At 64.2% G+C, this 26,162-nt stretch carries 20 protein-coding genes; 9 read left to right on the forward strand and 11 right to left on the reverse strand.

Annotated features, from left to right (window positions below):
* Window positions 1-192 precede the first annotated feature (192 nt).
* The 3 genes from ACRARG_RS01900 to lexA all read left to right on the forward strand — a co-directional run bounded on the left by ACRARG_RS01900 (window position 193) and on the right by lexA (window position 3,954).
* Window positions 193-1,158 (forward strand): GNAT family N-acetyltransferase, encoded by a 966-nt coding sequence (locus ACRARG_RS01900; RefSeq protein ID WP_432688282.1) that lies wholly within the window; start codon window positions 193-195, stop codon window positions 1,156-1,158.
* A gap of 59 nt (window positions 1,159-1,217) precedes the next feature.
* A complete protein-coding gene (gene typA / locus ACRARG_RS01905) occupies window positions 1,218-3,035 on the forward strand; it encodes a translational GTPase TypA (protein WP_432688283.1) in 1,818 nt (605 codons plus the stop codon).
* Between the two features lie 214 nt (window positions 3,036-3,249).
* A complete protein-coding gene (gene lexA, locus ACRARG_RS01910; RefSeq protein WP_432688284.1) occupies window positions 3,250-3,954 on the forward strand; it encodes a transcriptional repressor LexA in 705 nt (234 codons plus the stop codon).
* Here the strand turns inward: lexA and ACRARG_RS01915 are convergent.
* Window positions 3,948-6,035, reverse strand: a complete 2,088-nt coding sequence (locus ACRARG_RS01915; protein ID WP_432688285.1) for a ComEC/Rec2 family competence protein — start codon at window positions 6,033-6,035, stop codon at window positions 3,948-3,950. The genes lexA and ACRARG_RS01915 overlap by 7 nt on opposite strands.
* A 75-nt stretch (window positions 6,036-6,110) precedes the next feature.
* On the opposite strand from ACRARG_RS01915, the gene gltX reads away from it, so the two are divergent.
* The 3 genes from gltX (at window position 6,111) to ACRARG_RS01930 (ending at window position 9,635) form a co-directional block, all read left to right on the forward strand.
* On the forward strand, window positions 6,111-7,538 hold the full coding sequence (gene gltX, locus ACRARG_RS01920; protein WP_432688286.1) for a glutamate--tRNA ligase: 1,428 nt from the start codon (window positions 6,111-6,113) through the stop codon (window positions 7,536-7,538).
* Between the two features lie 70 nt (window positions 7,539-7,608).
* Window positions 7,609-8,904 carry a citrate synthase gene (gene gltA, locus ACRARG_RS01925; protein ID WP_432688287.1) on the forward strand — a complete coding sequence of 432 codons (1,296 nt, stop codon included), beginning with the start codon at window positions 7,609-7,611 and terminating at the stop codon, window positions 8,902-8,904.
* Window positions 8,905-9,020: 116 nt separating this feature from the next.
* Entirely contained in the window at window positions 9,021-9,635 is a 615-nt protein-coding gene (locus tag ACRARG_RS01930; RefSeq protein WP_432688288.1) for a class I SAM-dependent DNA methyltransferase, read from the forward strand.
* Between the two features lie 78 nt (window positions 9,636-9,713).
* Here the strand turns inward: ACRARG_RS01930 and ACRARG_RS01935 are convergent, their stop codons facing one another.
* From ACRARG_RS01935 to ACRARG_RS01980, 10 genes are all read right to left on the reverse strand, one after another.
* Window positions 9,714-10,490, reverse strand: coding sequence for an enoyl-CoA hydratase-related protein (locus tag ACRARG_RS01935; RefSeq protein ID WP_432688289.1), 777 nt, complete (start codon window positions 10,488-10,490; stop codon window positions 9,714-9,716).
* A 65-nt stretch (window positions 10,491-10,555) separates the two neighbouring features.
* The gene (locus ACRARG_RS01940) at window positions 10,556-11,005 is read right to left on the reverse strand and encodes a cytochrome c-type biogenesis protein (RefSeq protein ID WP_432688290.1); all 450 of its coding nucleotides are present in this window, start codon (window positions 11,003-11,005) and stop codon (window positions 10,556-10,558) included.
* Window positions 11,002-12,963, reverse strand: coding sequence for a heme lyase CcmF/NrfE family subunit (locus ACRARG_RS01945; RefSeq protein ID WP_432688291.1), 1,962 nt, complete (start codon window positions 12,961-12,963; stop codon window positions 11,002-11,004). Before ACRARG_RS01945 ends, ACRARG_RS01940 begins: the two co-directional genes overlap by 4 nt.
* Window positions 12,964-13,131: 168 nt before the next feature.
* Window positions 13,132-13,641 (reverse strand): holin family protein, encoded by a 510-nt coding sequence (locus ACRARG_RS01950; protein ID WP_432688292.1) that lies wholly within the window; start codon window positions 13,639-13,641, stop codon window positions 13,132-13,134.
* On the reverse strand, window positions 13,632-14,246 hold the full coding sequence (locus ACRARG_RS01955) for a holin-associated N-acetylmuramidase (RefSeq protein WP_432688293.1): 615 nt from the start codon (window positions 14,244-14,246) through the stop codon (window positions 13,632-13,634). Before ACRARG_RS01955 ends, ACRARG_RS01950 begins: the two co-directional genes overlap by 10 nt.
* 526 nt (window positions 14,247-14,772) lie before the next feature.
* On the reverse strand, window positions 14,773-15,219 hold the full coding sequence (gene ccmE, locus ACRARG_RS01960; protein ID WP_432688294.1) for a cytochrome c maturation protein CcmE: 447 nt from the start codon (window positions 15,217-15,219) through the stop codon (window positions 14,773-14,775).
* Window positions 15,220-15,226: 7 nt separating this feature from the next.
* Complete coding sequence (argC, locus tag ACRARG_RS01965; protein WP_432688295.1) at window positions 15,227-16,255, reverse strand: N-acetyl-gamma-glutamyl-phosphate reductase; 1,029 nt, start codon at window positions 16,253-16,255, stop codon at window positions 15,227-15,229.
* A 67-nt stretch (window positions 16,256-16,322) separates the two neighbouring features.
* Entirely contained in the window at window positions 16,323-17,135 is an 813-nt protein-coding gene (locus ACRARG_RS01970; protein ID WP_432688296.1) for a glutamate racemase, read from the reverse strand.
* Window positions 17,136-17,153: 18 nt separating this feature from the next.
* The gene (locus ACRARG_RS01975; RefSeq protein ID WP_432688297.1) at window positions 17,154-18,080 is read right to left on the reverse strand and encodes a lysophospholipid acyltransferase family protein; all 927 of its coding nucleotides are present in this window, start codon (window positions 18,078-18,080) and stop codon (window positions 17,154-17,156) included.
* A gap of 261 nt (window positions 18,081-18,341) precedes the next feature.
* Window positions 18,342-21,767 carry an indolepyruvate ferredoxin oxidoreductase family protein gene (locus tag ACRARG_RS01980; protein ID WP_432688298.1) on the reverse strand — a complete coding sequence of 1,142 codons (3,426 nt, stop codon included), beginning with the start codon at window positions 21,765-21,767 and terminating at the stop codon, window positions 18,342-18,344.
* A gap of 155 nt (window positions 21,768-21,922) precedes the next feature.
* On the opposite strand from ACRARG_RS01980, the gene ACRARG_RS01985 reads away from it, so the two are divergent.
* The 3 genes from ACRARG_RS01985 to purL all read left to right on the forward strand — a co-directional run bounded on the left by ACRARG_RS01985 (window position 21,923) and on the right by purL (window position 26,150).
* On the forward strand, window positions 21,923-22,843 hold the full coding sequence (locus tag ACRARG_RS01985) for a LysR family transcriptional regulator (protein ID WP_432691302.1): 921 nt from the start codon (window positions 21,923-21,925) through the stop codon (window positions 22,841-22,843).
* Between the two features lie 456 nt (window positions 22,844-23,299).
* Complete coding sequence (locus ACRARG_RS01990) at window positions 23,300-23,839, forward strand: hypothetical protein (RefSeq protein ID WP_432688299.1); 540 nt, start codon at window positions 23,300-23,302, stop codon at window positions 23,837-23,839.
* A gap of 151 nt (window positions 23,840-23,990) precedes the next feature.
* Window positions 23,991-26,150, forward strand: coding sequence for a phosphoribosylformylglycinamidine synthase subunit PurL (gene purL / locus ACRARG_RS01995; protein WP_432688300.1), 2,160 nt, complete (start codon window positions 23,991-23,993; stop codon window positions 26,148-26,150).
* The last annotated feature ends 12 nt before the right edge of the window (window positions 26,151-26,162 follow it).

Below are 26,162 nucleotides of genomic sequence, written 5' to 3' on the forward strand. Positions count from 1 at the left end.
GGCGAGGCAGAACGCGGCCTGCCAGGTGGGGCGTGGCGATGGCAGGCTATGGTGGCGGAGTGAAGGAGATCGCGACATGTCGCCATTAAACGGGCGAGTCGCTGATATCCGGTTAACGACGCGGCTGAAAAATCTGCCTGAGGCGGCAGGTCCAGAAACGGCTCTTTAACCTTTGGCTGTCATACCCTGCTTATGACGCCCCGCCTCCTGCCGCTGCAGCAATCCCCTGGCTATGCAGCGGCACTCCGCCTTATGGGGCGGCAGGTGCAGTTGCTCGACGCCGGTGCCGCCCCGCCGGTGCTGTCCCTGCGCCGCCATATGGGACCGGTTGTTCTGGACTGGGTGCCGCGCCTGCCCCCAGGGAAGGTGGGATTAAAGGCTCTGGCCCGGCTTTCACGCGGCCATGCCCGGCTGGTCAGCTCTGATTGTGCGCAGACCGCCCTGCCCGGCCTGCCGCTTTTGACCGGGCAATTCGTGGCCGAGATCGGGTTGCAGGACCCGCTCACCGAGACGACGCCCGCGGCACAGGGAATACCGCAGGGACCCGCACAAGGATCACCACAGAGATCATTAAAGGGTTCACCAAAGGGAACGGCACAGGGATCAATAAAGGGAACGGCACAGGGCGCGGCACCTGCGCGGAGAGACGCCGCCCTGCAGGCCGGGATGACAGGTAAGTGGCGCAATCGGCTCCGACGGGCTCAGCAGGGGAAGGTGCAGGTCGTCGAAGAAAGGTTCGATCCCCGCCGCCACGCTGCCCTGCTGGACCGAGAGACGGCGCAAGGGCGCGCGCGTGGCTACCGGTCCTACCCTGCCGCCTTTCTGGCGGCCTACGCCACGGCCAACCCCGACGCCACAATGTTTCTGCGCGCGCAGCTGAAGGGAGAAACCTGCGCCTTCATGATCTTTTTTCAGCACGGCGCCTGCGCCACCTACATCGCCGGCTGGTCGGGGCCGCAGGGGCGCGCGGCCCAGGCCCATACGCTGTTGCTCTGGACCGCGATGGACCGGCTCTCAGCACGCGGGTATCTTCGGCTCGACCTCGGGCCCGTCGATACCGACCGAACCCCGGGCCTCACCCGGTTCAAGCTGGGCGCGGGGGCCATACCGCGGCGCCTCGGCCCCACCCTGCTGATCCTTCCGGGACGCAGCGTTTAGGTACTGGCATTTTCTGCGGATGCAGTATAGGCGGGCGCGAAGCCACCAAAGGACGCCCCATGGACCTGCGCAACATCGCCATCATCGCCCACGTCGACCACGGCAAGACGACCCTCGTGGACGAACTGCTCAAGCAGTCCGGCACCTATCGGGAGAACCAGGCGACCACCGAACGCGCCATGGATTCGAATGACCTGGAACGCGAACGCGGGATTACCATCCTGGCCAAGGCGACCTCCGTCGAATGGAAAGGCACGCGGATCAATATCGTCGACACGCCCGGCCACGCCGATTTCGGTGGCGAAGTTGAGCGGATTCTGTCGATGGTCGATGGCGTGGTCCTGCTGGTCGATGCCGCCGAAGGCCCGATGCCACAGACCAAATTCGTGACCTCCAAGGCACTGGCGCTTGGCCTGCGTCCCATCGTTGTGCTCAACAAGGTCGACAAGCCGGATGCGGAGCCTGACCGGGCGCTGGACGAATGTTTCGACCTTTTCGCCAATCTCGGCGCCGATGATGACCAGCTCGATTTCCCGCATATGTACGCCTCCGGCCGTTCCGGCTGGGCCGATGCCGAGCTTGACGGGCCGCGCAAGAACCTCGACGCGCTCTTCCGCCTGATCGTGGACCATGTGCCCGCGCCCAAGCAGCAGAAGAAACAGGATGATGATTTCCGGATGCTGGCGACGACGCTGGGCTCCGACCCTTTCGTGGGCCGCATCCTCACCGGCCGGATCGAGACCGGCAAGGTCAAGGTTGGTGCGACGGTTCAGGCCATCTCCCGCATTGGGCAGAAGATCGAACAGTTCCGCGTGACCAAGGTCCGCGCCTTCCGCGGCCTCGCCACCCAGGATATCGAAGAAGGTGTGGCAGGCGATATCGTCTCCCTCGCCGGGATGACCAAGGCGACCGTGGCCGACACGATCTGCGCCCTGGCCGTGGACGAGCCGCTGGAAGCGCAACCCATTGATCCGCCAACCATTACCGTGACCTTCGGCATCAACGACAGCCCGCTGGCAGGGCGTGACGGGAAGAAGGTGCAGTCCCGCGTGATCCGCGAACGCCTGATGAAAGAGGCGGAATCCAACGTCGCCATCAAGATCAAGGACACCCCCGGTGGCGAGGCTTTCGAGGTTTCCGGCCGTGGCGAACTTCAGATGGGCGTTCTGATTGAGAACATGCGCCGCGAAGGGTTCGAACTGTCGATCTCCCGCCCGCAGGTGATCATGCGCGACGGCGAGTCGGGCCGCGAGGAGCCGGTGGAAGAAGTCACCATCGACGTGGATGACGAATATACCGGCGCGGTCATCGAAAAGATCACCGGCCCCCGCAAGGGCGACCTGGTCGAGATGAAGCCCGCCGGTGCCGGCAAAACCCGCATCGTGGCCCATGTGCCGTCGCGCGGTCTCATCGGCTATCACGGCGAATTCCTGACCGATACGCGCGGAACGGGCGTTCTGAACCGCGTCTTCCACGGCTGGACCGCCTATAAGGGCGCGATCGAGGGCCGCCGCGCCGGGGTGCTGATCTCCATGGAAAATGGCGAAACCGTCGCCTATGCGCTGTGGAACCTCGAAGATCGCGGCAAGATGTTCCTGGGCGCCCAGGCTCCGGTCTATACCGGCATGATCATCGGCGAGCATAGCCGTGAGAATGATCTGGAAGTGAACCCGCTCAAGGGCAAGAAACTGACCAACGTCCGCGCTTCCGGCACTGACGAGGCGGTGCGCCTGACCACGCCCGTGACGCTCTCGCTGGAAGAGGCGATCGCCTATATCAACGATGACGAGCTGGTCGAGGTTACGCCCAATGCGATCCGGCTGCGCAAGCGCTACCTCGATCCGCATGAGCGCAAGCGCATGTCGAAATCGGCCTGACAAGCGCGGGCGCGGTTGCCGCCAGGCGCCGCGCCGCTACAGCCTCCTATTTGTGGCGGAGCCATCCCCCTGCACGGGCCCTATGACAGGCGCCCCGCGGTCCGCTTTTGGACGCGAGGGGCTTGTGTCTATGCGTCGCGCGCGCGACGGCGTTGACACAAAACGTGAACACGTGTAGAACAAACACCGACAGTCCACGTGAGGGAGCAGCCCCGTGCTAACCAAAAAACAACTCGACCTGCTTGAATTCATTCACAAACGGGTACAGCGCGATGGCGTTCCTCCGTCATTCGATGAAATGAAAGAGGCGCTGGACCTGCGGTCCAAATCAGGCATCCACCGTCTGATTACAGCGCTTGAGGAACGCGGCTTTATCCGCCGTCTGGCGCATCGCGCCCGGGCGATCGAAATCGTGAAACTGCCGGATAGTCTCGGCGGTGACGGCGGTGGCTTCCAGCCGCAGGTGATCGAAGGCGGTGCCGGGCGTCGGGAGCACAGCGATGTTGGCCGTTTGCAGCCGGTTGAGGCCGTGCATGCGCTGGAACTTCCTGTCATGGGCCGGATTGCCGCGGGCGTTCCGATCGAAGCGATCAATCAGGTGTCGCATCATGTCGCGGTTCCCGGCGCGATGCTGTCCGGACAGGGGGAGCATTACGCGCTCGAGGTCAGGGGCGATTCCATGATCGATGCCGGTATCAATGATGGCGATGTTGTTGTGATCCGCGATACCGCAACCGCCAATAATGGTGACATCGTGGTCGCATTGGTTGATGGCGAAGAGGCGACGCTGAAACGATTTTTCCGCCGCGCCGGCCAGATCGAACTTGTCGCGGCCAATCCGGCCTATGAAACTAGGGTTCTGGCGGATCATCGGGTCAAGGTGCAGGGCCGCCTTGTCGGGCTGATCCGAACCTACTGACCGCCGGTTCGGCCCGTCGGTATCCCGTCGGGCGAGAGCTGCCAGCCCGGGCGGCGCCGGATGTCGGGGTAGTTCCATAGCCTGCGCCCGGATACGGCGCGGGCCTGTCGTTCCGACACGCCGTCCGGGCCAAAAGACAGCGCCACGGCGCCGGTTTTCTGTAGGGATTGCGGATGGTAGCTGCGGCAGGGAAGCCCTGCCGGCGGCGCATGTGTCAGAACCAGTATTTCATCTGACGTGCAGGTGGCGGCGGATACGGCGGATCGGCCTGTGACATGCCGGATCCTGCCTGGCAGGTCGGACCATATTTGTGCCGCCTCTTGCTGTGTCAGTGCAGAGCCATCGTTTTCGGCCCAGACCCGCGCCGTAAAGCCGGCGCCCCGGTCCCGGCTGAGGGCACGGCCGCTCTGCGTGACGATACCGACGAGATCGCCGCGGTCGCTTATCAGAACCTCGGGTCTGGGCGCCTGATGCCAGAACAGACCCGCCAGCAGGACCACCGGGATGCCCGCCACCCGAAGCCACCCCTGCCATAGAATCAGCCAGAGGCCGCCAAGTGCGTAGAGAGGCAGAACGGCCGGTCCTGGCGCCTTGATCAGGGCCGTTGATCCGGGCAGGTCGGAGACAGTTGTTGCGACAAACAGGACCCATTCCAGCCCCAGGCCCATCACGGCCAGCGGGATGGCCTCCAGATGCAGGGGCATGAGACACAGGGCGATCACGCCCGCCGGCATGATGATCAGCCCCATCAACGGCACCGCCAGGAGATTTGCGGCCAGCCCGTACTCTGCGATCATATTGAAATGCGCGGCGCCCACGGGCGCCGTTACCAGCCCTGCCACCCCGGAGGATATGACAAGTGTCAGCGCCGCACGCAGCGGCCTTGGCCAGCGCGGACTTCGGCCCCGCTGCCAGGCAAAGACGGCCACAAGCGCCGTGGTCGCGGCAAATGACATCTGGAACCCGGGGGATAGCAGCGATTCCGGCCTGATTAAGAGCACACAAAGCCCGGCCACCGCCAGGGCGCGCAGCGACATGGCCCGGCGCCCGGCCAGAACCGCGCCCAGGGCCACGGCCGTCATGATATAGGCACGTTCGGTTGCAACCGATCCGCCCGAGAGCAGAAGATACCCCGCTCCGGCCAGCAAAGCCGCAATCGCCGCAATGGACCTGACGGGCCAGCGCAGGCCAGCCGCGGGGATGGCGGCGCCAACCAGCCTGACGGCGGCAAAAACAAAACCGGCCACCAGACCCATATGCAGGCCGGATATGGCAAGCAGATGCGCCAGATTGCTTTCCCTCAGGCGCTGTTTCACGGTCAGGCTCAGCCCGGAACGGTCGCCGGTCAACACTGCTACGGCAAAGGCCCCGGCATCCCCTGCCAGGTGGTCACGGATCCGCTCTGACAGCGCGTGCCGCGCGCGGGATATGCCGACCTCCCTCCCCGATGGGGCATACAGCGTAAGTACAGGATTGCGCGTATAGCCCACGGCCCCCAGCCCGGCGAACCAGGCGTGGCGCTGAAAGTCAAAACCGCCCGGTTCGACCGGCCCGGATGGCGGCGTCAGATGGGCTGTTGTCGCGATCCTTGCGCCCGGTTCGGGCGGCGGTATGGGCCAGGCGCCGTGCAGGGAAATGCGCACCCGGGCCGGTGTCCGGTCCGGCGGCACGTCGGCAAGCCTGACCTGATCCAGTGTCAGGCGCAGTGCGTCCGACCCAGACCGATCAATCGTTCTGACGCGCCCCTCCACCGGGCCGTAGTAGCGCCAGTCCAGAACCGGGGCCGCGATGTTATGGGCCCGTACACCGGCCAGAAAAAAGCCGGCACAGACCAGCGACAGGGCGGTGGCAAGCGGCGCCACGGTCTCCCCCATTCTGAGGGCGATGCCAGCCAGAACCAGACCGGCCAGCGCGGCCAGCCAGAGATGCACCGGCCATGGTTCCGAGGGCATCGCGAAGAACAGGGCGATGCCCAGCGACAGGCAGACCGGCGCCCAGGGAAACAGATGGCCCCGCTGGGACAGCACAAGGCGGGTCGGCGGCGCCCGCAATCCGGCCCGCATCAAGGCGATGTCCTGCAACTCTTGTCACCCTCCGTTCTGGCAGATAGACAGCGCTCAGCCTCGCTCCATCCGGTTAAAGAAAGGTTATTCCCCGTGCAGAATCGTTCCGCCAACGCTCAGGTCGTGACCCGATTTGCCCCGTCTCCCACCGGGTTCCTGCATATCGGGGGGGCGCGGACGGCGCTGTTCAACTGGCTCTATGCGCGCGGGCGCGGCGGGAAGTTCCTGCTGCGGATCGAAGACACGGATCGCGCCCGCTCCACCCCGGAGGCGACTCAGGCAATTCTTAACGGAATTCAGTGGCTTGGACTTGATTACGATGGCGATGCGGTAAGCCAGTTTGAACAGGCTGACAGGCATCGTGATGTGGCGCTGGAGCTGTTAAACAATGGTAAAGCCTACAAGTGTTTCGCCACCCAGGAAGAGATAGAGGCGTTCCGCGAGGCTGCCCGCGCCGAGGGCCGCTCGACCCTTTACCAGAGCCCGTGGCGGGATGCCGATCCGGAGACGCATCCCGATGCGCCTTACGTTGTAAGGCTGAAGGCCCCGCGCGACGGCGCCACCGTCATCCGGGACGAGGTGCAGGGCGATGTGACCATCCGCAATGACCAGCTCGATGACCTTGTGCTGCTGCGCTCCGACGGGACGCCGGTCTATATGCTTGCCGTGGTGGTGGATGATCATGACATGGGCGTGACCCATGTGATCCGGGGCGATGACCACCTCAACAACGCCGCGCGCCAGATGGCGATCATCGAGGCGATGGGCTGGCCCGTGCCGGTCTATGCCCATATTCCCCTGATCCACGGGCCGGACGGCAAGAAACTGTCGAAACGGCATGGGGCGCTCGGGGTCGAGGAGTACCGCGACATGGGCTATCCGGCGGCGGGGATGCGCAACTACCTCGCCCGGCTGGGCTGGAGCCATGGGGATGACGAGTTTTTCACCGACTCGCAGGCGATGGAATGGTTTGATCTGACGGGGATCGGCAAATCCCCGGCGCGGCTCGATTTCAAGAAGCTGGACAATATCTGCGGTCAGCACATTGCGGCGGCTCAGGATGCTGCACTGCTGCAGGAGTTGCAGGGATTTCTGGTCGCCACAGGCCAGCCGGAGCTTTCGGGCCTGAAACTTGACATGGTTAACCAAGCCCTTCCGGTGCTGAAGGAACGCGCAAAGAATTTCCCTGAACTGCTTGAAAAGGCACATTTCTGCCTGTCAGATCGGCCGCTGGAGATCGAAGATAAAGCCGCCAAGAACCTGACGGATGACGCTCGGGCGCTCTTGACGGATTTGACGCCGCACCTGCAAAGTGTTAATTGGTCCCGGCAGAACTTGGAGGTCCTCTTGAACAGTTTCGCCGAAGATCGGGGGTTCAAGTTCGGACAATTGGCCGGTCCGCTGCGTGCCGCTCTTGCAGGCCGCGCCGCCACTCCAAGCGTTTTCGACATGATGACGGTTCTGGGACGGGAGGAGACGATCCTCCGTCTGGAAGATGCGGGGAAAGTCGCCGCCGGGTAACCTGCCGGCAACTTGCCCCTGTTTAAAGGGCGCAGGACCATGCACCTGCGCGAATAGAGGAAGGGAAGTTATGTCAGATACGAACAAAACGGCAACGCTGACGCTTGACGGGAAGACCTATGAGCTGCCCGTCATGTCGCCGAGCGCCGGCCCCGACGTGCTGGACATTCGCAAGCTCTACGGACAGGCGGATGTGTTCACCTACGATCCGGGCTTCACCTCGACGGCCTCCTGCGACAGCTCGATCACCTATATCGACGGGGAGGCCGGCGTGCTTCTGCACCGTGGCTATCCGATCGACCAGCTGGCCGGGAAATCGCATTATCTGGAGGTCTGCTACCTCCTGCTCTACGGCGAACTGCCTTCCGCCGCGCAGCTTGAGGATTTCGAGAAGCGGGTGACCCAGCACACCATGGTGCATGAACAGATGCATCGCTTCTTTACCGGCTTCCGTCGTGACGCGCATCCGATGGCGGTCATGGTGGGTGTGGTCGGTGCCATGTCGGCCTTCTATCACGACAGCACCGATATCTCGGACCCCTGGCATCGCGAGGTGGCCTCGATCCGGCTGATTGCCAAGATGCCGACGATTGCGGCCATGGCCTATAAGTATTCGATTGGTCAGCCCTTCGTGTATCCGCTGAATTCGCTGGATTATGCGTCGAACTTCCTGCGCATGTGCTTCTCCGTCCCGGCGGAGGAATACCAGGTGAACCCGATCCTTTCCCGCGCGATGGACCGGATCTTTACCCTGCATGCCGATCACGAGCAGAACGCCTCCACCTCGACGGTGCGCCTGGCCTCCTCCTCCGGTGCGAACCCCTTCGCCTGTATCGCAGCGGGCATCGCCTGCCTCTGGGGTCCGGCGCATGGCGGCGCCAACCAGGCCTGCCTGGAAATGCTCAAGGAAATCGGCACGCCTGACCGGATCCCGGAATATATCGCCCGCGCCAAGGACAAGAGCGATCCGTTCCGTCTGATGGGCTTTGGCCACCGGGTCTACAAGAACTTCGACCCCCGCGCGACGGTGATGAAGCAGTCCGCCGATGAGGTGCTCGATCTGCTGGGGGTGGAGAACAACCCGATCCTCGCCACCGCGAAGGAGCTGGAACAGCAGGCGCTGGCCGACCCCTATTTCGCGGAGAAGAAGCTCTTCCCGAATGTCGACTTCTATTCCGGCATCATTCTTGAGGCCATGGGCTTCCCGACCTCCATGTTCACACCGATCTTCGCCCTGTCGCGGACGGTGGGCTGGATTTCGCAGTGGAAGGAAATGGTCGAGGATCCGGCGCTGAAGATCGGCCGCCCGCGTCAGCTTTATACCGGCGCGACGGAACGCGACTATGTGGATGTCGAGAACCGCTGATCGTTCCGCCTGAAATGATAAAAGCCGCCGGTCTCCTGGGCCGGCGGCTTTTCTATTGTATCATTAGGCTTGCGGGGCAAACCGGTTCCGTCACCATCCTTTGACAGGTGCCTGAAATGCGTCCCGCCGACCGTATCCGTCATATTTACCATACCCATGCCGCGGCATGGCCACGCAGGCGGCGACAGGACCTGATGGAGCGGCCATGGCTCGACCGGTTCCTTGCAGCCCTGCCTGACAGAAGGCATGTTCTGGATCTTGGCTGCGCCGACGGCCGCCCGATGGCCGGATATCTGATCGAACAGGGCTGCCGGATCACCGGCGTGGACGTGGCCCCCGCCATGGTCGCACGGGCGCAGCAGACCTTTCCGGATCAGGACTGGCATGTCGGCGATATGCGCGACTGGTCAGGCGGTTCGGGCTATGACGGGCTGCTGGGCTGGCACAGTTTCTTTCATCTGCCTCCCGAGGATCAACCACGGATGATCGCGCGCTTTGCCGCGCTGACCGGTCCGGGCGGGGTTGTAATGTTCACCAGCGGCACAAAACGAGGTGAGGCCTATGGCGAATTTGAGGGAGAACGGCTCTATCACGGCAGTCTGGATCGCGCGGAGTATTCTGATCAACTGACCGCGCATGGTTTCGAGGTGCTGGCGCATCAGGTAGAGGACCCGGACTGCGGCGGCGCGACGGTCTGGCTGGCCCGGAAAACGACCCCGGGATCGCAGTGAGGCCTATTGGCGCAAGGGGGCTTTGCCCCCTCGGCCTCCGGCCTCACCCCCAGGATATTTTTATCCCAGAGAAGGGGATCAGCGGCCTTCGAACCGGGCCGGACGCTTTTCGAGGAAGGCAAGAACGCCTTCGCGGAAATCGCGGGATTTGCCCATGGCGCCCTGATATTTGCCTTCGAGATCAAGCTGGCTGTCGAGGTCGTTGCCGGAGGCGTCGCGGATCGACTCCTTGATCCGGGCGAAGGCCAGCGTCGGGCCCTTGGCGAGGTAGTCGGCGCGGGCTTTCCACTGCGCCTCAAACGCGTCATCGGCCACGGCCTCCCAGATCATGCCCCAGGCATCGGCGTCGCGGGCCGAGATCTTCTCGGCGAAGAGGGCCGCGCCCATGGCCTTGGGCGTGCCGACGGAGCGGGGCAGCCAGTAGGTGCCGCCGGCATCGGGGATCAGGCCGATCCGGCTGAACGCCTGCAGGAAATAAGCGCTTTCGGCGGCAATCACCACGTCGCAGGAGAGCGCGATATTGGCGCCCGCCCCGGCGGCCGCGCCATTGACGGCGGCAATGACCGGCACCGGGCATTCGACGATGGCGCGGACCAGCGGCTGGTATTCGTCGCGCAGGGTGCGCTCCAGATCCGGGTTGGCCACATCGCCGCTGTCGGAGAGATCCTGACCTGAACAGAAGGCCTTGCCTGCGCCGGTCAGCACAACCACGCGTGCCTCTGCCCCGCCCTTGCGCACGGCATCGGTCAGCTCGGCGCGCATCTGGCTGTTGAGCGCGTTGTACTTGTCGGGCCGGTTGAGGGTGATGGTCGCGATATCGTCGGCGATATCCAGCGTGATGGTCTGATAGGTCATTGGGGCCTCCCGTCTGTCGGCCCTATCCAAACCGAACGGTTCAGAGACGCAAGCGAAACCGGGCGTCAGCGGTCGAGAATTTCGCTGAGCCTGCGCTCTTCGTCGTCGGAGAGCGTGGTTTCGGTGCCCCTTGTGCGGCGGCGGACAAAGACCGCGCCGATGCCAAGGCCAAGGATCAGCATGGCGGGCCCGGCGAGCCAGAGCACGAGGTTCGACCCGCCGGTGCGCGGGTTCAGCAGCACATATTCGCCGTAACGGTCGGTGATGAAGTCAATCGCCTCTTCATCGGTATCGCCCGCGGTCAGCCGTTCGCGGACCAGCAGGCGCAGGTCGCGGGCGAGCTCTGCATTGCTGTCGTCGATATTCTCGTTGCGGCAGACGAGGCAGCGCAGGCCCTTGGAAAGGTCGCGCGCCCGCGCCTCCAGCGCCGGATCGTCGAGGATCTCATCGGGCTGGACCGCGAGGGCGGTCAGTGGCGTCAGGATCAGCGCAAGCACCAGAATGAACCGTCTCATTCCGCGGGCACCCCCTGCGGTGCGGTCTTGCGGGCGGCGGCGGCGACGCGGTAGCGCCGGTCCGAAAGGCTGAGCGCGCCGCCAAGCGCCATCAGGATCGCACCGCCCCAGATCCAGTTGGCCAGCGGTTTGACATAGGTCCGGAAGGCCCAGCCGCCGCCATCCTGCGGATCGCCGATCACGACATAGACATCGCGCAGGATGCCATTGTCGATCGCGGCCTCCGTCGTGGGCATGCGGGCCACGGGGTAGAAGCGTTTCTCAGGGTGCAACAGGCTGATGTCCCGACCGTTTTTCGACAGGTGTACGGTGCCGGTGGTGGAGATGAAGTTGGGGCCCTGAACCCGTTCGACGCTGTCCAGCGTAACGGTGTAACCGGAGAGGGTCAGGCTCTCGCCTTCCTTCATCACGCGGATATCCTCGCTCTGCCAGCCCAGCATGGCGGCGATGCCGATCATGGCGATGCCAAGCCCGCCATGGGCCAGCGCGCGGCCATAGTCGGATCGCTGGAGGCGGAGGAGGCGCGCGATGCCGCTGCGCCCGGTGCGGGACCAGAGGTCGATGGCAGCGCCGGCGACCAGCCAGGCGCCCAGCATCAGACCGACAGGCGCCAGGGCAGACCGACCGGTCTGGAAGGCGAAGACCAGCGCCAGCACGGCCAGCGCGAAGATCAGAGCGGGCAGCGTCTGGCGCGCGGCGCGGCCCAGCTTGCCGCGTTTCCACGGCAGCAGCGCGCCCACCGGCAGGATCACGGCGAGGGCCACGAAAAAGGGCGTGAAGGCGGAGTTGAAGAAGGGCGCGCCAACGGAGAGTTTGCGGTCAAAAGCCATCTCCGCGATCAGCGGCCAGACGGTGCCGATAAAGACGACAAAGGCCGCGACGGCGAGCAGGATGTTGTTGAGAACCAACGCGGATTCCCGGCTGGTGAGGGAGAAGACCCCTTTGGAGGAGAGCACCTCTGACCGCGCGGCAAAGAGGGTCAGCGCGCCGCCCATGAAGAGTGCCGTGATGGCCAGCAGGAAGACGCCCCGCTCCGGGTCGGTGGCGAAGGCATGGACGGAGGTGATGATGCCGGACCGAGTGATGAAGGCACCGATCAGCGAGAAGCCGAAGGCGGTGATGGCCAGCAGGACGGTCCAGCTTTTCAGGCTTTCACGCTTTTCGACCACGATGGCGGAATGCAGCAGCGCCGCCGCGATCAGCCAGGGCATGAAGGAGGCGTTTTCGACCGGGTCCCAGAACCAGAACCCGCCCCAGCCGAGCTCGTAATAGGCCCACCAGGAGCCGAGCGCGATGCCGATGGTCAGAAAGACCCAGGCGGCCAGCGTCCAGGGGCGGACCCAGCGGCCCCAGGCGGCGTCGACGCGGCCTTCGATCAGGGCGGCGACGGCAAAGGAGAAGGCCATGGAGAGACCCACGTAGCCCAGGTAGAGGAAGGGCGGATGGAAGGCGAGCCCGGGGTCTTGCAGGAGGGGATTGAGGTCTCCGCCATCGAGCGGCGGCTGGGCGAGGCGCAGGAAGGGGTTGGAGGTGAAGATCAGGAAGGCCAGGAAGGCCGCGCCGATGGCCCCCTGCACCGCCAGAACCCGGGCGCGCAGCGTATCGGGCAGCGCCTGTCCGAACCAGGCGGCGGAGGCGCCGAAGAGCGCCACGATCAGGCACCAGAGCAGCATGGAGCCCTCGTGATTGCCCCAGACACCGGTGACCTTATAGAGCAGCGGCTTCAGGGAATGGCTGTTCTGCGTCACAAGGCGCAGCGAGAAATCCGAGGTGACGAAGGCATGGGTCAGGGCCGCAAAGGCAAAGCCCAGCAGCAGGAACTGCGCATTGGCCGCGGGTTCGGCCACGGCCATCCAGCCGGGCCATTTCTTATGCGCGCCGATCAGCGGGATCACGGTCTGCACAAGCGCAACCGCGAAGGCGAGGATCAGAGCGAAGTGGCCGAATTCGGTAAACATGGGAGGGTTATATCCGTCTTGTCTGCGGCGGCCAATTCTTTGGTCGCTGTCGGGCGGTTCACTTTGTCGCGGGGGGATGGGGCGTCCGGGGACGGGAGGGGGCTTTGCCCCCGTCGCTGACGCGACTCCCCCAGGATATTTCTGGCAAGAAAAAGACCGGGGGGAGGGTTAACGGTCGTGGGCAGGGTCCCAGTCGCGCAGGGCGGCGTTGGGCTCTTCCGCGGTGAGGCGGGGCGGGTCAGGGAGGAGGTCGGGCGGTGTCAGCGACAGTGTCCGCGCGAGATCGCGTTGAAATTGCTGGCCTTTCACCTGGTGCCTGGCGCCGAAATAGAAGGAGACGATGGCGCCCATGAGCCACCAGAGCGCCTCTGGCACCAGCGCAAGGCCCGTCATGCGGTCGGCGAACCAGAGCGGGTCGATCATGGCCGAGGCGAAGAGGCCCAGCGTGCCAAGCGCCAGAAGCGGGCGCGGCAGACGGTTCACCCCGTCCATGATCCGGTCGAAGGCGCTGCGGTCGTCGCGGAATTCGGCGCTGTATTGCGTGAGCGCGGAGGCGGTGCGGGAGAGGTCGCGGATGGCCGCGGCCTCGGCGTTTTCGCGGAAGATATGGGCGGTGTCGCGGATCGCGTTGCGACCGCCGCCGAAGAGGAGCGTGAGGGCGGAGGTGATCAGGCCCATGCGGCGGTCCTTTCGCGGAACTGCGCCTCGGTCAGGTGGTATTTCGGGGCGATGAAGGTTTCGGCGCGGGTGATCCAGCCGCCCTTTCCGCCGGCGCGGGTGCGGGCGAATTTGCGCGAGGCCGGGCGGGCATCGGCCAGGGCGAAATAGTAGTTGCGGCGGGCAATGCCATAGGCATCGGCGATATGGTCGGGCGCGGATCGGGCAGCGGCATGGGCGGCCGCGATTGTCTGGGGACCTATGGCGCCGTCGACGCTGCAGGGCTGGCCCATCCGGGTCAGCAGGCGCTGGAGGATCTTGACCGCGTTATTGCCGGCATTGACCTGCATGTCGAAGACCGTCTCCCACAGGACGGGGGGAAGTTTTTCGATACCGGGGGCGCGAAAGTAACGGTCGAGAAAGATCTCCGTGGCATCCTGAGCGGAGAGGGCTTTGACATCCTCGGCGGTGATGCGGCCGTCCCCGGTGAGATCCCGGCCAAGCTGGCGGAGCGTGGCAAGGGTGACACCGTGGTTGGTGGCGCCGCCGGGATCGTCGGGGTCATTCACATAGCCGCCCTCGCGGGCGGTGATGGCCTGCGCCATCTCGCGGACTGTCTGCTGCATCGGGCCTCTCCGGGTCGATTTTATGGGTCTATGCGAAGAGGATGCTTTGGCGCGCTTAATAGGGTGTTACCGGTGCGCGCGGTGGGTGTTGCGGCGGCGTTGGGTTCAGGGGGACAGGTGGCGGATTTTCCGCAGGACAAGCAACTGGGCACGAGACGGGGCCGAATGAGCGCTCATGGCGGAGGAATTGCCGCAGCCAAGCGGAGGCGACGGAACAGCGGTCGCGGTAAGAAAGAGGCCTGCGTCGGAAGATCGGAAGGGCTGAGCGGAAGCGGGACGCTGAGGCTAAGCGGATGCGGCACTTTGGCGGGCCGATGTAGACGAGCCGTCGTCGTGAAGCGATTGAGGTGGAGGCAGGCAAGTGCCCGGCACGCATGTGAGAGGCGGGCAAGTGTTCGGTGGGCAGCTGTGCGGCGGGCAGCTGTGCGAGGCGGGCAGCCGTGCAATTGGCAGCAGGCGCCGGGAGAATGCTGCGCTATGGAGGACGGCGCTGAGCGACGGCCGGGGAGAGCCCGGGAGAGACAGCTTAGTCCGTCTTGCCCTCTTCCCAGACGCCCTGCTCTTTCAGCGCGTCGACGACCTCTTTCGGCATGTAGCTCTCGTCATGCTTTGCGAGGATCTCATGCGCCTCGAAGGTGCCGTTGACGAAGCGGCCGGTGCCGATCATGCCCTGCTTTTCCGCAAAGAGATCGGGGAGGAGGCCGGTATAGGTGACGGGGATCGTGGCATTGCCGTCGGTGACGGAGAAGGAGATCACCTCCCCCTGCCCGCGCACCAGAGAGCCTTCGGTGACGAGGCCGCCGATGCGGAAGACCTCCTCCGGGCCCGGCGGGGCTTCGGCGACCTGGGTGGGGGAGCGGAAGAAGTTGATGCCGTCCTGCATGGCATAGCCGATAAGGCCCGTCGCCACGGCGAGGGCCACAAAGGCCAGTACGATGATCTGGATGCGGCGTTTCTTCTTCAGCCCGCGCATGGTGACCTCACGGGAAAAGCGGGGCCAGCATCAGCCCCTGGGTTTCGGGCAGGCCCAGCATGAGGTTGGCGTTCTGGATCGCCTGACCTGAGGAGCCCTTGCAGAGGTTGTCGAGCACGGTCACCACGATGGTCCGGCCCGGGATGCGGTCGCCCTTCACGCCGATATGCACGAAGTTGGAGCCGCGCACATCATGGGTGGAAGGGGTCACGCCCATTGGCAGGACCTCGATAAAGGGTTCATCCGCATAGGCTTTTTCCAAGGAGGTCAGGACCTTGTCGGCCTCCCCCTTCACATAGCCGGTGCAGAGGATGCCGCGGTTCACCGGCAACAGATGCGGGGTGAACTGGATCTGCACGGGCCGGCCGGCGATGGCGGAAAATTCCTGATCGAATTCGCCCAGATGCCGGTGGGTGCCGCCGACGGAATAGGCGTTATAGCCTTCGGAAAGCTCCGCATGCAGGAGGTTTTCCTTGAGCGAGCGCCCTGCCCCGGAGACCGCGCATTTCATGTCGAGGATGATCTCGTCCAGATCAATCACGCCATCGGCGATCAGCGGCCGCAGGGTGAACTGGCCGGTGGCGGCATTGCAGCCGGTGCCGGCGACCAGCCGGGCGGCGGCGATCTGAGAGCGGTAGAATTCGGTCAGGCCGTAAACCGCCTCTGCCTGCTGGTCGAGCGCGGCATGGTCATTGCCGTACCATGTCTTGTAGGCCTCGGGATCGCGCAGCCGGAAATCGGCTGAAAGATCAACGATCTTCAGGTCCTTGGGCAGCTCGCGGATGACCTCCTGGCTGGTCTTGTGCGGAAGGGCGCAGAAGCAGAGGTCGATCCGGGAGAAGTCGATCGCACCCCAGGTCACCAGATCGGGCAGATCGAGGTGGCGCAGGAAGGGGAAGACGTCCGACATCTTCTGACCGGCCTTGGAATTGGCGGCCAGCGCCGCGATCTCCATGCCCGGATGGGTGGAGATCAGCCGGATGAGTTCGGCACCGGTATAGCCGGAGGCACCGATAATGGCGATTTTCTTGGTCATGTGAGGGCCCTCGTAAAGGGTCGGCGTCTGTGACGCCTAGATAGGGGAAGTTTCGGCGAAACGCTACTCAAGCAGCGGTGAAGGTGATCTTTCGTCGCAGAAACTGGGTCGCGCGGGCGGAGACCTTGGCCGGATCGCCGGTGGTCAGGAACATGGGCTCCGTCCCCTGCCCGAGGAATTCGGGCCGGCGGGAGAGGTAATCGGCCAGGCTGTCGGCCACCAGCGCGGCCTGCGAATAGACCGTGACATCAGGGCCAAGCGCGTCGCGAAAGGTCTCTTCCATCAGCGGGTAATGGGTGCAGCCGAGGATCGCGGCATCGGGCCGGGGCATCTTGCGTTTCAGCGCATCGACATGGGAGCGCACGAGCGCCTCCGCCAGGATCATGTCGCCCTCTTCGATCGCATCGACCACGCCGCCACAGGCCTGCGCCTCCACATCCACGCCGATGGCGCGGAAGGCCAGTTCGCGCTGGAAGGCGCGGGAGGCGACGGTGGCGGGGGTGGCAAAGAGCGCCACGTTGTTCACGGCCACCTGACGCGGCGGCGAATTGTCGCCCCACTGACGTTCGGTCAGCGCCTCGATCAGCGGGACAAAGACGCCGAGCACGCGCTTGTTCGGCGGGATCCAGCTTTCCTGCATGCGCCGGAGCGCGGCGGCGGCTGCCGTATTGCAGGCCAGAACCACCAGATCACAGCCCGCGTCGAACATGCGGGCGACGGCGGTGGTGGTCAGGTCGTAGATATCATCGGCATCCCTTACACCGTAAGGAGCATGGGCATTATCGCCGTAATAGATGAAGGGTACTTCGGGCAGCCGTTTCTCGACCGCGTCGAGGATGGTCAGCCCGCCAAGGCCGCTATCGAAGATGCCAACCGCCATCCGTTCCGTCCCGTTGCCTCAGTAGACCTTGCGGGGCATCTCGCCCGTCCGGTGCTTTTCCTCGAATTCGAAACCGTATTCAAAGGATTTGAGCGGCTCCGGTGACAGCTCATAGGTGCGTTTGCGCAGGAAGTCCATCAGCGCGCGGGTGTCCTTGCCACGGGCGGCCAGCTCCTCCCGGCTGATGGGCTCACCAATGACGACCTCTACGGGCGTGCCGATACGGGAGCGGAATTCCTTGATCAGCAGCCCCATGCGCAGGGTGGAATGCAGATGAGAGGCCAGCTGGAACAGCCGCGAGGTGTGGCCGGCGAAAAACATCGGCACCACAACCGCGTCGGATTTCAGGATCATCCGGGCGGTGAAGCCGCGCCAGCCCGGATCCATCGGCTGGGAAAAGGGTTTGAGCGCGGTGGAGACGGTGCCGCCAGGGAAAACGCCGATGGCGCCGCCGTCCGCAAGGTAGCGCAGCGCCTCCTTCCGGGTCTCCAGGTTCTGCTGCACGGCCTCCTTCGTCTCGTCAAAGGAGATGGGCAGGATGATCCGGTTGATATCCTCGGCCTTGCGGAAGACCCGGTGGGCGAGGATGCGGAAATCGCCGCGACGCTGCTGCAGCACATGGCCCATCATCAGCCCGTCGAGAATGCCGTAGGGGTGGTTGGAGATCAGGATCAGCGGCCCGGTTTCGGGGATATTGTCGAGCGCGCCGCCGGTGACCTTGAGCTGCAGCCGGTAGCGCTCGACCATAACGGACCAGAAATCGCGGCCCGAGGCGATCTCCCGGTCATAGCCATCGGCGCGTTTGATCAGACCGGGGCGCCCCGTCAGGTTCTCCATCGCGCGGATCAGCGCCCGCCCGCCCTTGGTCGCGGCGGAATGGGCATAGGAGATATCGCGCGCGATCTGACGATTGCTGGGTTTTTCATGCGTGTGATGTGGTGTCATTGATCGAACCCCGGCGGTTCAGGGTAAGATAGCGCCTGATGAGACGCGGTTCCAGTCCGGAGCCGCAGCTACGCCTGACACGCCGCGCAGGGGGCTTTGCCCCCGCCGGCCTGCGGCCGTCTCCCCCAGGATATTTCAGGACCAGAGAAGAGGAAGGTCGCGCGCCCTCTCTTTCTCTGGTCCTGAAATATCCTGGGGAGCGCGAGGGGCTGGCCCCTCGCTGCCTGACGCGCGCCAGAGGCGGCCAGCATATGCAGGGCGCTACTCTGCCGCCTGTTTCATGCCACCGCCGGCGCGGAAGCTGGCGAGCAGAGTTTCGCGTTCCTTGGCCGCTTTCGCCTCGTTAACCTGTTTGACCGGGCCAAAGCCGCGGATTTTCAGGGGCAGTTCGGCGATAGCCAGGGCGATGTCCTTCGTCTCCGGTTTCACGGCGGCGATGATCTCGGTCATGTCTTTTTCGTACTGGCGGATCAGAGCGCGTTCCATGCGGCGTTCGGCGGTGCGGCCGAAGGGGTCGAAGGGGGTGCCGCGGAGGAATTTGAACCGGGCGAGGAGTGTGAGGGGTTTCCGCATCCAGGGGCCGAAGGCGCGTTTCTTGGGGCGGCCCTGCGCGTCCTTGCCGCCGCCGAAGATCGGCGGGGCGAGGTGGTAGGTCATCCGGAAATCGCCGTCGAATTCCGCCTTTGCCTTGTCCTGCGTCGAGAGGAGCAGGCGGGCGGTTTCGTATTCGTCCTTGTAGGCCAGCAGCTTGTGATAGCCTTTGGCGGTAGCCAGCTTGAGCTCCTCATCCGGGATGGTGTCAAGCAGTTTGCGGTAGCGTCTGGCCAGCCGCTTGCCTTGATAGTCGATCAGGCGATCGGCGCGATGGTCGATCTTTTCCTTCAGGCTCAGTGGCTTGGCGATGACGGAGGAGGTCAGGCGGCGCGCGGCCTCCTCTGGGTGGAGGACGGCCCAGCGGCCGATATCGAAGGCCTCGATATTCTTGTCGGGGGCGGCGCCATTGAGGCGGATGGCCGCCACGATGCTGTCGCGGGAGAGCGGGATCAGCCCCTGCTGCCAGGCCGCGCCCATGACCATCATGTTGGAGAAGATCGAGTCGCCCAGCGTGACCCGGGCCAGTTCGGAGGCATCGAAAAGCGCGACACGCTCGCCAAGCCGGGCCTGCAGCTGCAGTTCCAGCTGGTCGAAGGGCAGCTGGAATTCGGTGTCGCGGGTGAAATCGCCGGTGATGATCTGGTGGGAGTTTACCACCGCGCCGGTCTGACCGTGCTGGGTCAGGCCGAGGGTCTTGGCGCCTGCGCTGACCACCAGATCGCCGCCGATGAGGGCGTGCGCCTCTCCGGTGGCGACGCGGATGGCGCTGATATCGCCGGGATTTTCGGCCAGACGGACGTGGATATGAACCGCGCCGCCCTTCTGGGCGAGGCCGGCCATTTCCATCATGCCGGCGCCCTTGCCCTCGATCTGGGCGGCCTGGGCCATGACGGCGCCGATGGTGACGACCCCGGTGCCGCCGACGCCGGTGATGACGACATTATGGGTGCCGTCGATGGCGGGCAATGCGGGCTCCGGCAGATGCGGCAGGTCGATCCCCTGCCCTTCGTTTTTCTTTACCTGCGCGCCTTCGAGCGTGACGAAGGAGGGGCAGAAGCCCTTGAGGCAGGAGAAGTCCTTATTGCAGGAGGACTGGTCGATCTGGCGTTTGCGGCCAAGCTCCGTCTCTTTCGGGACGATGGAGACGCAGTTGGACTGCACGCCACAGTCGCCGCAGCCTTCGCAGACCTCGGGGTTGATAAAGACGCGCTTGTCCGGATCGGGGAAGCTGCCGCGCTTGCGGCGACGGCGTTTTTCGGCGGCGCAGGTCTGGATGTAGAGGATGGCGGAGACGCCCTCGACCTTGGTCATGGCCTTCTGGACCGTGTCCATCTCGGCGCGTTCGTGCCAGCCGATGTCTTTGGGGAAATCCTCCCGCCGGGGTTCTTCCTTTTCGTCGAAGACCACGTCGAGCCTGCTGACGCCCATGGCCAGAAGTTCGCGTGCGATCTTGTCGGCGGTCAGCCCGCCCTCGTTCCGCTGGCCGCCGGTCATGGCGACGGCGTCGTTGAAGAGGATCTTGTAGGTGATGTTGGTCTTGGCGGCGAGGGCCGCGCGGATGGCCTGGATGCCCGAATGGTTATAGGTGCCGTCGCCGAGGTTCTGGAAGACATGGGTGGTGTTCGAAAACGGCGCCTCCCCGATCCAGTTGGCCCCTTCGGCGCCCATATGGGTGAAGCCGGAGGTGGCGCGGTCCATCCACTGCACCATGTAATGACAGCCAATGCCCGCATAGGCGCGGGAGCCTTCGGGCACCTTGGTGGAGGTGTTGTGCGGGCAGCCGGAGCAGAAATAGGGCAGTCGCGCGGCGATCTCCGGCGCATTGTCGTTGCGCTTGACCTCATCGAGCGCGGCGAGGCCGGCCTTGATACGGTCGGTGTCGCGGCCTTCGCCCTGCAGGATGGCGCCGAGTTTCTGCGCGATCATGATCGGGTCGAGCGCCTGCTTGGTCTGGAAAAGCTCTGCCCCGTGCATGGAGCCCGCGCCGCCGCCCATGTGCCAGCCCCAGACGCGGCGGCCGTGGCGGTCGTCAAAGATCGCCTCCTTGACCTGCACCTCGATCAGCTTGCGCTTTTCCTCGACCACGACGATCAGGTCGAGCCCTTCGGCCCAGTCGTGGAACGTCTGCATGTCGAGCGGCCAGACCTGCGCCACCTTGTAGGTGGTCAGACCCAGGCGTTCGGCTTCGTTTTCGTCGATGCCCAGCAGCGCCATGGCATGCACGAGGTCGAGCCAGTTCTTACCCGCCGCGACAAAGCCAATCTTGGCGCCGGGTTTGCCCCAGACGCGTTTGTCGATGCCATTAGCGCGGGCAAAGGCCTCGGCCGCGAAACGCTTGTGGTCGATCATCCGCGCTTCCTGTTCGGGCGGGCTGTCGCCCAGGCGGATGTTGAGGCCGCCCGGCGGCATCTCGTAATCGGTAGGCAGGACGAGGGACATCCGGTCGGGGCGGCCATCGACAACCGACGTGGCCTCCACTGTGTCCTTCATCGTCTTGAGGCCCACCCAAAGGCCGGAGAAGCGCGAGAGCGCCCAGCCGTAGATGCCGTAATCCATGATCTCCTGCACGCCTGCAGGGCTGACGATGGGCATATAGGCATCGACGAGGGCCCATTCGGACTGGTGCAGGACGGTGGAGGACTCGCCCGTGTGGTCGTCGCCCATGGCCATCAGCACGCCGCCATGCGGCGAGGTGCCCGCCATATTGGCATGTTTCATCGCATCGCCGGAGCGGTCGACGCCGGGCCCCTTGCCGTACCAGAGACCAAAGACGCCGTCATAGCGCCCCTCGCCCCGCAGTTCCGCCTGCTGCGCGCCCCAGAGGGCGGTGGCGGCGAGGTCCTCGTTCAGACCTTCCTGGAACTTTATGTCGTTCTGGGCCAGCACCTTGGCGGCGCGGGTCATCTGCATATCCACGGCGCCGAGCGGCGATCCACGGTATCCTGTTACATATCCTGCGGTATTCAGCCCGGCCGCGCGGTCGCGCGCCTTCTGCATCAGCATGAGGCGGACAAGCGCCTGGGTGCCATTCAGCAGAACTGGGCTTTTCTCGAGGTCGAAGCGGTCGCTGAGCGATATCTCTTGCTTGGTCATCTGCGTCTCCCTGCGTAAAGGATAGCCCAGAAAAGGGTCAAGCACTATGACCAATCTGTGAAGACAGGGGGAAAGTACTTAACCTCTGAGCGCATAGCAGCTATGTGACGATTGATTGCTTAGACGGTGTTTGGGGCGAGCGGAAGATTACAATGATGGACTGGGATAAACTCAGAATATTTCACGCGGTGGCCGATGCGGGGTCGCTGACACATGCCGGCGATGCGCTGCATCTGTCGCAATCGGCGGTATCGCGCCAAATCCGGGGGCTGGAGGAGTCGCTGAACACGACCCTTTTCCACCGTCATGCGCGAGGCCTGATTCTCACCGAACAGGGGGAGCTGCTCTTTGACGCGACGCGGGCCATGGCCAAGCGGCTGGATACGGCGACGGCGCGGATCAAGGACAGCGAGGAAGAGGTCTTTGGCGAGCTGCGGGTGACAACGACGATTGGCTTCGGCACGTTGTGGCTGGCCCCGCGCCTGCCCAAACTTTACGAGAAATTCCCCGATCTGAAGATCGACCTGATGCTGGAGGAGCGGGTGCTCGACCTGCCGATGCGGGAGGCCGATGTGGCGATCCGGATGAAGGAGCCGAGCCAGGCCGACCTGATCCGCAAGCGGCTGATGTCGCTGCGCATGCGGCTGTATGCGGCGCCGGACTATCTGGACCGGGTTGGCCGGTTGAAACGCATCGAGGATATGAGCAATCACCGGCTGATCTGTCAGAACCCCAGCACAGCGCAGGTCGCGGCCGGAGCGAAGATGGTGAAAGAGCTGATGAGCTATGACATCCCGTCGCTGCTGACCGTAAACAATTACTTCGGTGTGCTTCAGGGGGTTCTGAACGGGCTGGGGATCGGTGTGCTGCCGGATTATCTGGTCGAGGATTTCCCGCAGCTTGAACGCGTCCTGCCGGAGGCGGAGTCGCAGGAAGTACCGATCTTCCTGGCCTTCCCGGAAGAGCTGCGCCATTCCAAACGGATCGCCGCCTTCCGCGATTTTGTGCAGGAAGAGATCATTACGCACCGCCGCCGGTTGCGGGAATCACGCCCCGATGAGGTTGTTGATTCGTAAAGCCCTGCGCTCCGTGCATAACGGGCTTGCCGTGAATGCGTCAAAATGCGGCTTGAACGACTCGAAACAGCCTCTTATGTCGACCTTCGACGATGGTGATGCTTAAGGCTTCATCATCATCACCTCCCTGTTGGACTTGGCCGGACCCTGTGTCCGGCCTTTTTTCTTGACGGCGGAGGTTTATCGTTTCTGTCGGCCACCCTCCCCTGGCGCCCTTCCCTATATATAATCGCATAGATGCGCCGCGCGACGCGGGCCGGACCGGCCCCGCGCGGTTCGCTGCCCCAGACGGTGACAGACGCGCGTCCGGGCGCCTGTCCATCGCCCTTCGGCCGGGGCAGCATATTCCTCCGGATGCCAAAGTCGTGATCGCCGTCGGAAAGTTTTTGGGAACGGTTTCTCACCCCGCCCGTTGGTCCTGCAACGCCGCATCGAAGCGGCCGAAAGGAGAACGAAATGTTTAAGAAATCCAACGCATTTATTGGCGCGTCGCTTATTGCTCTTATGGCTGCCCCGCTGGCGGCCCAGTCCACCGACAGCCCGCGGGTTGGCGAGACACCGCAAGAGGTCCAGGCGGAAAATGCATCTGACAACTTTGCTGTGCAGGGTTCGACGAATGTTGATGCCCCGCGTTCCGCCGAACTGGCTGACCGGTCGGTCGATGTGGAAAGCACCAACCGTGAAATGGGTTTGATGAAAGTGTCTGACCTGCAAAGCTACATGACCGACGATATGCGCGTCACCGACAGCCCGCTTCTGGGCACGGCCGTGTGGTCCTCGGACGAGCAGCGCGTCGGCATCATCGGTGAGGTGTACAACACACCCGAAGGTGATCAGCTGGCCCTGGCCGATGTTGATCATAACCTCGGCACCGTGGTCGACCAGTTCGCCATCCGTGTGGCAAATGGCACAACAAATGTGACCGTTCCCATGGACGAGCTTGGCTTCCAGAACGCGCTGAAGTCGATTGATGGCGGCGAAGGCCGTAGCGAATAATCAGTCATCCGTTCTGACGGAGGAGGGCCGGGTTTTTCCCGGCCCTTTTTCGTTTTCGCCCTCACTCGGGCCTCGGCTGAGTGCTGGCCCCTTTCCCCTCGCGGCGGCCTGTCGTAAAGGGACAGCACGTGACGGAGCCCCGGGGGACAGAATGCAGGAACCAGAGATCACCGAAGAGCTGATTGCCAGCCATGGCATCAAGCCGGACGAATATGCGGAGATCCTGAAGATCCTGAACCGGGAGCCAACTTTCACAGAGCTTGGCATCTTTTCGGCGATGTGGAACGAGCATTGTTCCTATAAATCCTCCAAGCTGCATCTGAAGACCCTGCCCACCACCGGGCCGCAGGTGATCTGCGGGCCGGGCGAGAATGCCGGTGTTGTCGATATCGGCGACGGCCAGGCCGTGGTCTTCAAGATGGAGAGCCATAACCACCCGTCCTATATCGAGCCATACCAGGGTGCGGCGACGGGCGTCGGTGGCATCCTGCGCGATGTCTTTACCATGGGCGCCCGCCCCATCGCGGCGATGAACGCCCTGTCCTTTGGCGAAAAAGCGCATCCCAAGACCCGCCAGCTGGTGCATGGCGTGGTCGAGGGCGTGGGCGGCTACGGCAATTGTTTTGGCGTTCCGACCGTGGGCGGTGAGGTGCGGTTCGACCCGGCCTACAACGGCAACTGCCTTGTGAACGCCTTTGCCGCAGGGCTCGCGGATGCAGACGGCATATTCTACTCGGCCGCCTCCGGCGTCGGCATGCCGGTGGTCTATCTCGGCGCCAAGACCGGGCGCGACGGGGTTGGCGGGGCCACCATGGCGTCTGCGGAGTTCGACGAGACCATCGAGGAAAAGCGCCCGACCGTTCAGGTGGGCGACCCTTTCACCGAAAAGCGCCTGATGGAGGCGTGCATGGAGCTGATGCAGACCGGCGCCGTGATCTCCATCCAGGATATGGGCGCGGCGGGCCTGACCTGCTCGGCCGTGGAGATGGGCGACAAGGGGGGGCTGGGCATCCGGCTCGATCTGGACCGCGTGCCCTGCCGGGAGGCCAATATGACGGCCTACGAGATGATGCTGTCGGAAAGCCAGGAGCGGATGCTCATGGTGCTGCGTCCAGAGAAAGAGGCGGAGGCCAAGGCCGTCTTCGACAAATGGGACCTCGATTTCGCCATCGTCGGCGAGACGATCGACGAGGACCGCTTCCTGATCGAACTGGGCGGCAAGGTCTGGGCCGATCTGCCGCTGTCGAAACTGTCCTCCATGGCGCCGGAATACGACCGGCCGCATGTGCCGACGCCCGCCGCCGCGCCCTTGGAAGACGTGCCCGCGGTCGATCCGATTGATGCGCTGAAGGCGCTGATCTCCTCGCCCAACTACTGCTCCCGCCAGTGGGTCTATGAGCAATACGACAGCCAGGTGATGGCCGATACGATGCGCATCCCAGGCTTTGGCGCCGGGATCATCCGCGTGCACGGGACGGGCAAGGCGCTGGCCTTTACCTCTGACGTGACGCCGCGCTACGTCAAGGCGAACCCGGTGGAAGGCGGCAAGCAGGCGGTGGCCGAGGCCTACCGCAACCTGATCGCCTCCGGCGCAAAGCCGCTGGCCTCCACCGACAACCTGAATTTTGGCAACCCCGAGAAGCCCGAGATCATGGGCCAATTCGTCGGCGCCATTCAGGGGATCGGCGCGGCCTGCAAGGCGCTGGACATGCCAATCGTGTCGGGCAACGTGTCGCTTTACAATGAGACCGACGGTCAGGCGATCCTGCCGACCCCGACCATTGGCGCCGTTGGACTGATCGAAGATGCAGAACAGGCGATCACCGGCACGGCCCGCGCGGGTCACATGGCCCTGCTGGTTGGCGACACAAACGGCCATCTGGGCCAGTCCGCCCTGCTGGCGGAGGTTCTGAACCGTGTTGAAGGGGATGCGCCGCCGGTGGACCTGGACGCCGAGAAGCAGAACGGAACATTCATTCTTGATAATGCCGCATGGATCACGGCCTGTACTGACCTGTCGGATGGCGGGCTGGCCCTGGCCGCCTTTGAGCTGGCGGAGGCCTCTGGTGTCGGCGTGCAGCTGGAGGTGACAGATCAGGCGTTCCTGTTTGGCGAGGATCAGGGCCGCTATCTGATCGCCTGCAACTTTGATGCGGCCGAGGCGCTGATGGTCGCGGCGGGCAAGGCGGGCGTGACGCTGACCACGGTCGGCAAATTTGCCGGCGAGGAGGTCAGCCTTGGCGGCAGCTCTGCCCCGCTCGCGGAACTGTCGACGCTTTACCGTGGGGCCTTTGCCGCGCATTTCGACTGAGGGCCCGGCCCC

It is taken from the genome of Pseudooceanicola profundi, from assembly GCF_050897955.1.
Classification (GTDB): domain Bacteria; phylum Pseudomonadota; class Alphaproteobacteria; order Rhodobacterales; family Rhodobacteraceae; genus Pseudooceanicola.

What these genes read in the sequence shown, in the direction of transcription:
- ACRARG_RS01935 (WP_432688289.1), bottom strand. Translation starts at nt 10,490, where the DNA reads ATGACCTATCAGACCATCACGCTGGATATCGCCGACGATATCGCGACC.
- purL (WP_432688300.1), top strand. Translation starts at nt 23,991, where the DNA reads ATGCAGGAACCAGAGATCACCGAAGAGCTGATTGCCAGCCATGGCATC.
- ACRARG_RS01985 (WP_432691302.1), top strand. Translation starts at nt 21,923, where the DNA reads ATGGACTGGGATAAACTCAGAATATTTCACGCGGTGGCCGATGCGGGG.
- ACRARG_RS01940 (WP_432688290.1), bottom strand. Translation starts at nt 11,005, where the DNA reads ATGAGACGGTTCATTCTGGTGCTTGCGCTGATCCTGACGCCACTGACC.
- ACRARG_RS01990 (WP_432688299.1), top strand. Translation starts at nt 23,300, where the DNA reads ATGTTTAAGAAATCCAACGCATTTATTGGCGCGTCGCTTATTGCTCTT.
- argC (WP_432688295.1), bottom strand. Translation starts at nt 16,255, where the DNA reads ATGACCAAGAAAATCGCCATTATCGGTGCCTCCGGCTATACCGGTGCC.
- ccmE (WP_432688294.1), bottom strand. Translation starts at nt 15,219, where the DNA reads ATGCGCGGGCTGAAGAAGAAACGCCGCATCCAGATCATCGTACTGGCC.
- ACRARG_RS01950 (WP_432688292.1), bottom strand. Translation starts at nt 13,641, where the DNA reads ATGGGCCTGATCACCTCCGCCCTCACGCTCCTCTTCGGCGGCGGTCGC.
- ACRARG_RS01975 (WP_432688297.1), bottom strand. Translation starts at nt 18,080, where the DNA reads ATGACACCACATCACACGCATGAAAAACCCAGCAATCGTCAGATCGCG.
- gltA (WP_432688287.1), top strand. Translation starts at nt 7,609, where the DNA reads ATGTCAGATACGAACAAAACGGCAACGCTGACGCTTGACGGGAAGACC.
- ACRARG_RS01930 (WP_432688288.1), top strand. Translation starts at nt 9,021, where the DNA reads ATGCGTCCCGCCGACCGTATCCGTCATATTTACCATACCCATGCCGCG.
- typA (WP_432688283.1), top strand. Translation starts at nt 1,218, where the DNA reads ATGGACCTGCGCAACATCGCCATCATCGCCCACGTCGACCACGGCAAG.
- ACRARG_RS01955 (WP_432688293.1), bottom strand. Translation starts at nt 14,246, where the DNA reads ATGCAGCAGACAGTCCGCGAGATGGCGCAGGCCATCACCGCCCGCGAG.
- ACRARG_RS01945 (WP_432688291.1), bottom strand. Translation starts at nt 12,963, where the DNA reads ATGTTTACCGAATTCGGCCACTTCGCTCTGATCCTCGCCTTCGCGGTT.
- ACRARG_RS01980 (WP_432688298.1), bottom strand. Translation starts at nt 21,767, where the DNA reads ATGACCAAGCAAGAGATATCGCTCAGCGACCGCTTCGACCTCGAGAAA.
- ACRARG_RS01970 (WP_432688296.1), bottom strand. Translation starts at nt 17,135, where the DNA reads ATGGCGGTTGGCATCTTCGATAGCGGCCTTGGCGGGCTGACCATCCTC.
- ACRARG_RS01900 (WP_432688282.1), top strand. Translation starts at nt 193, where the DNA reads ATGACGCCCCGCCTCCTGCCGCTGCAGCAATCCCCTGGCTATGCAGCG.